This window comes from Verminephrobacter aporrectodeae subsp. tuberculatae At4 (assembly GCF_000193225.1).
GTDB lineage: Bacteria > Pseudomonadota > Gammaproteobacteria > Burkholderiales > Burkholderiaceae_C > Acidovorax > Acidovorax aporrectodeae.
Genome location: NZ_AFAL01000456.1, coordinates 1 through 3,426, shown reverse-complemented (window position 1 = coordinate 3,426; position 3,426 = coordinate 1). Strand labels below are relative to the sequence as shown.

The window sequence follows — 3,426 nt, the reverse complement described above, 5'->3', positions numbered from 1 at the left end:
GCGCTCACGCGGCGCTTCGAGTCGCGCCTGATCCGCACCGCGCTGACAGCCACCCATGGCCGCCGCATGGAGGCCGCGCAGCGGCTGGGAATCGGGCGCAACACCATCACACGCAAAATTCAGGAACTCGGGCTCGACGCCCCGGACGAGGCCTGAAAACGGCCATCGGCGCCCAAGCGGCCCGCCACCATCCAAGGGCTGCGGGGCCCCTGCCGGGCGCGCGCAAGACCCGCGGATAGCCGCAGCGCCGGAAGCTGGACAATCGGGGGCCGCGCCCGAGCCGCTTGAAGCGCGGCGCCAGGGCCCCATCTGGATGGACGAACAGCCATTTCCTTGTCTTACCCCACGGAGAACCCATGAAACGGATCCTGCTATTTGTGCTGACCAATCTGGCCATCGTCACCGTGCTCGGGGTGGTCGCGAGCCTGCTGGGCGTGAACCGCTACCTCACGGCGAACGGTCTGAACCTGGGCGCGTTGCTGGTCTACGCGCTGCTGATAGGCTTTGGCGGCGCGTTCATCTCGTTGCTCATCAGCAAGCCCATCGCCAAGTGGAGCGCGGGCGTGCGCCTGATCGACGGCTCGGGGTCGCCCGACGAACGCTGGATCGTCGAGACCGTGCACAAGTTTGCCGGCCAGGCCGGAATCGGCATGCCCGAAGTCGGAATCTTCGAAGGCGAACCCAACGCCTTCGCCACCGGAGCGTTCAAGAACTCGGCGCTGGTGGCGGTGTCCACCGGCCTGCTGCAGGCAATGACACGCGACGAAGTCGAGGCCGTGATCGGCCACGAAATCGCCCACGTGGCCAATGGCGACATGGTCACCATGGCGCTGATCCAGGGCGTGATGAACACCTTCGTGGTGTTCCTGTCGCGCGTCATCAGCTACGCGATAGACAGCTTTCTGCGCAGGGGCAATGAAAACAGTTCGGGCCCCGGCATCGGTTACTACGTGACGACCATCGTGCTCGACATCATTTTGGGTTTCATCGCCGCCATGATCGTGGCCTGGTTCAGCCGCCAGCGCGAGTTCCGCGCGGACGCAGGCGCCGCCCAACTCATGGGCCGCCGCCAGCCCATGATCAACGCCCTGGCCCGCCTGGGGGCGTGCATCCCGCGGAACTGCCCAAGAGCCTCGCCGCCATGGGCATTGCCGGCGGTATCGGCCAGCTGTTCAGCACCCATCCTCCCATCGAGGAGCGCATCGCCGCGCTGCAAGGCTGAGCGCGCGTTCCCGCAGCCGCCGGGATGGCCCCTGCATAATCCCCGGCAGAAACATGCGCTTCAGGAACGACACCATGCCCGCCCTCCCCTGCGCTGCCGCGGTCCTGGCAGCGGCCCTTTTCGGCCCGCTGGCCATCGCCTCGTGCTACGTGGTGTACGGCCCCGACAAGGAGGTCGTGTACCGCGCGTCCGAGCCGCCGGTCGATATGTCCCGCCCGCTGCACGAGACCTTGCCCCGCGTGGCCCCGGGCGCGGCCCTGGTTTTCTCGCCCGACGATCACAACTGCACAAGCACCATGAACAAACTGCCCCTGGCTGCCCTCCCGGAGCCGGCGACGGCGCACATGCGCCCTGCACGCACGCAGCCCACACAGCGCGGCTGCCGTGGCCAAGGCGGTTGCGCTCCCGGACCGCAGGGAACCGGAGGATGAGCGCGGCGCCATTCCCCACGGTGGAACTCTGCGCACAGGACGGCGCAGCGCAAGCGGATGCATTGCCCGAGGGCTGGCTGCGGGTGGAGTCCATGGACCTCGACGCCCAAGGCGTGGCCCGCAGGCCCGACGGCAAGGTCGTATTCATTGATGGTGCCCTGCCGTCCGAGTTGGTCAGCACGTACCCCCTGCGCAAGAAGAACCACTGGGAGCAGGCTGGCCTGATTGCGATCCACCGCGAATCGTCGCAGCGCGTGCGCCCCGGCTGCCCGCACTTTGGCCTGCATACCGGGGCCTGCGGCGGCTGCAAGATGCAGCATCTGCACATGGGCGCCCAGGTGGCCGTCAAGCAGCGGGTGCTGGAAGACAACCTCTGGCACCTGGGCAAGGTCCGGGCAGAGATGCTGCTGCGCCCCATCGAAGGCCCGGCCTGGGGCTACCGCTACCGCGCGCGCTTGTCCGTGCGCCATGTGTTCAAGAAGGGCACGGTGCTGGTGGGCTTTCATGAGCGCAAGAGCCACTACGTGGCCGACATGGCGCATTGCCCCGTGCTGCCGCCGCATGTGGATGCCCTGCTGATGCCGCTGCGTGCACTGATCGCTGCGCTGGACGCCCGCGACACCTGTCCGCAGATCGAACTCGCCTGCGGTGACCGGGTGACGGCGCTGGTGCTGCGCCATCTGGCGCCGCTGAGCGCGGACGACATGGGCCGGCTGCGCGCCTTTGCGGCCGGGCACGGCGTGCAATGGTGGTTGCAGCCCAAGGGCCCCGACACCGTGCAGCCCCTCGACGCGGACGGCGAGCCGCTCGCGTATGCCCTGCCCGACTTCGGCATCAGCATGCCGTTCAGGCCGACGGACTTCACGCAGGTGAACCCGCACATCAACCGGGTGCTGGTCGCGCGCGCGCTGCGGCTGCTGGACGTGCAGGCGCACGAGCGCGTGATCGATTGGTTCTGCGGCCTGGGCAACTTCACGCTGCCGCTGGCAACGCAGGCGCGCGAGGTGCTGGGCGTCGAGGGCAGCGCGGCGCTGGTGGCCCGCTGCCACGAAAACTACGCCCTGAATCGGGGCGCAGCGCAGAACCGCAGGGCCTTGGCGGCGACGCGCTTCGTTGCGCGCAACCTGTTCGAGATGACCCCCGCAACGCTGATAGCCGACGGCGCAGCCGACAAATGGCTGCTGGACCCGCCGCGCGAGGGCGCTTTGGCCCTGGTCAGGGCGCTGGCCGACATCGAGCAGTCGCGCATCGGCGCCGAAGGCGCAGCGCCGCTGCCCGCTGGCGCCGAGGGCTGGACGCCGCCCGGGCGCATCGTCTACGTGAGCTGCAACCCCGCCACGCTGGCGCGCGACGCGGGGCTGCTGGTGCATCTGGCGGGCTACCGCTGCGTCGCGGCGGGCATGGTGAACATGTTTCCGCACACGGCCCACGTCGAGAGCATGGCGGTGTTTCAGCGGGGCTGAGACGCGCTGACGGGCCTGGGGTCCGAACGCGGAGCCCCCCTCGCCCAGTTCGCTGCGTTATGCCAGCGCAGCTGCCAGACCCAGCATGGCGCGTGCTTCCGACACGCTCGCGACCTCGCGGCCCGCAGCCCGTGCGCATTGCGCCAATTGCTCGATCAGCGGGCCGTTGGACGCCACCTTGCTGCCGTCCGGCAGGTAGAAAGTGTCTTCCAGACCGCTGCGCAGATGGCCTCCGACTTCCGCCACGCGCTGGTGCAGGGGCCAGATTTCCGCGCGCCCGATGAGCGTCGCCTGCCAGGGCGCTTGCGGG

Annotated in this window: 4 protein-coding genes and 1 pseudogene; 4 read left to right on the top strand and 1 reads right to left on the bottom strand. The window is 68.9% G+C overall.

The genetic code is table 11. The annotated features are described in order from the left end of the window. The 4 genes and pseudogenes from VTU_RS31690 to rlmD all read left to right on the top strand — a co-directional run. A partial coding sequence (locus VTU_RS31690) for a helix-turn-helix domain-containing protein (RefSeq protein WP_010105512.1) occupies positions 1 to 156 on the top strand: 156 nt, incomplete at its 5' end. Positions 157 to 356: 200 nt separating this feature from the next. Then, a pseudogene (gene htpX / locus VTU_RS31685) lies at positions 357 to 1,222 on the top strand (protease HtpX). Between the two features lie 74 nt (positions 1,223 to 1,296). Further along, positions 1,297 to 1,653: a hypothetical protein gene (locus tag VTU_RS31680; protein ID WP_081479842.1), complete on the top strand. Its 357-nt coding sequence runs from the start codon at positions 1,297 to 1,299 to the stop codon at positions 1,651 to 1,653. After that, a complete protein-coding gene (gene rlmD, locus VTU_RS0114870; protein WP_029554433.1) occupies positions 1,650 to 3,116 on the top strand; it encodes a 23S rRNA (uracil(1939)-C(5))-methyltransferase RlmD in 1,467 nt (488 codons plus the stop codon). Before VTU_RS31680 ends, rlmD begins: the two co-directional genes overlap by 4 nt. A 57-nt stretch (positions 3,117 to 3,173) precedes the next feature. Here the strand turns inward: rlmD and VTU_RS27450 are convergent. Continuing rightward, on the bottom strand, positions 3,174 to 3,426 hold a 253-nt coding region (locus VTU_RS27450; RefSeq protein ID WP_010105507.1), incomplete at its 5' end, for a 3-keto-5-aminohexanoate cleavage protein.